Genomic DNA, 1434 nt, shown 5'->3' on the forward strand with positions numbered 1-1434 from the left:
ATCCTCTATCACCACCTTGCCGCCGAGCAGGGCGATCCGTATGTGTTGCAGACGTTATTCAATCTGCAGGGCCGTGAACGCCTCGACGCGTTCGTTCAGGCGTTGCAAAGCGTGATCGAGCGCCACGACATCCTGCGTACTTCAGTGGTGTGGCAAGGGTTGGACACACCCATGCAAGTGGTGTGGCGTGAGGCGAAACTGCACCTTGAAGCGGTCGACCTCGACCCCGCCGCAGGCGATGTCGCGGCGCAACTGCAGCAGCGCTTCGACCCGCGGCATTATCGCCTGGACATCACCCGCGCCCCCCTGATGCGCCTTGCATTTGCCGAGGATACGGTCAATCAGCGTTGGGTCGCGGTGTTGCTGTTTCACCACATGGCGCTGGACCACACGGCCATGGAAGTGGTGCGGCACGATATGCAGGCGCATTTGCTCGGCGAGGCTGCGCGACTGAGCGAAGCCGTGCCGTATCGCAACTATGTGGCACAGGCACGACTCGGTCTGAGTGCAGACGAGCACGAGGTGTTTTTCCGCGAGATGCTCGGCGATGTCGACGAGCCGACACTGCCGTTCGGTTTGCAGGATGTGCAGGGCGACGGACGTGACATTGAAGAAGCCAGACAGTCTATAGAACCGGCGCTGGATTCGCGTCTGCGGGCCCAGGCGCGTCAGCTGGGGGTAAGCGCTGCGAGCCTGGTGCACCTGGCATGGGCGCAAGTACTGGGCAAGGTTTGCGGCAAGCAGGACGTGGTGTTCGGCACGGTCCTGATGGGCCGGATGCAGGGCGGCGAGGGGGCCGACCGCGCGTTGGGGATGTTCATCAACACCTTGCCCCTACGGGTGGACGTCGGCGCACAAGGCGTACGCGCCGGGGTCAAGGCCACCCATGCACGACTGACGGCCTTGCTGGGCCACGAACATGCCTCGCTGGCACTGGCGCAACGTTGCAGCGGTGTGGCGGCGCCGACGCCACTGTTCAGCTCATTGCTCAACTACCGGCACAGTGCTGTCGCCGCTGCTTCGGTAGACACGTCGGCCGCCTGGCACGGTATCGAGGCGCTCAGTGGTGAAGAGCGCACCAACTATCCACTGACGTTGAATGTCGATGACCTGGGTAACGGTTTCAACCTGTCGGTGCTGGTGACATCGCAGGTCGGCGCGCAGCGTGTTTGTGCGTACATGTACACAGCGCTGGAGCATCTGGTGGAGGCTCTGGAGTCTTCACAACAGGCATCGCTGCATAGCTTGTCGATCTTGCCGCGGGATGAACGTCTCAAACTGCTTGTCGAATTCAACGCCACCGAAGCCGACTATCCGCAGGCACAGACCATCCACGAGCTGTTCGAGGAGCAGGTGCAACGCACGCCGGACGCTGCGGCGGTACTGCATGGCAAACAGTGTCTGAGCTATCGCGAGCTGAATGAACGCGCCAAC

1 protein-coding gene is annotated in these 1434 nt (G+C 62.2%); it reads left to right on the top strand.

The window, feature by feature from the left end:
* A partial coding sequence (locus MMG91_RS28755) for a condensation domain-containing protein (protein ID WP_310661448.1) occupies positions 1 to 1434 on the top strand: 1434 nt, incomplete at both ends.

Origin of the sequence: Pseudomonas sp. JL3 (assembly GCF_031570575.1) — a bacterium.
Taxonomy (GTDB): Bacteria; Pseudomonadota; Gammaproteobacteria; order Pseudomonadales; family Pseudomonadaceae; genus Aquipseudomonas; species Aquipseudomonas cucumis.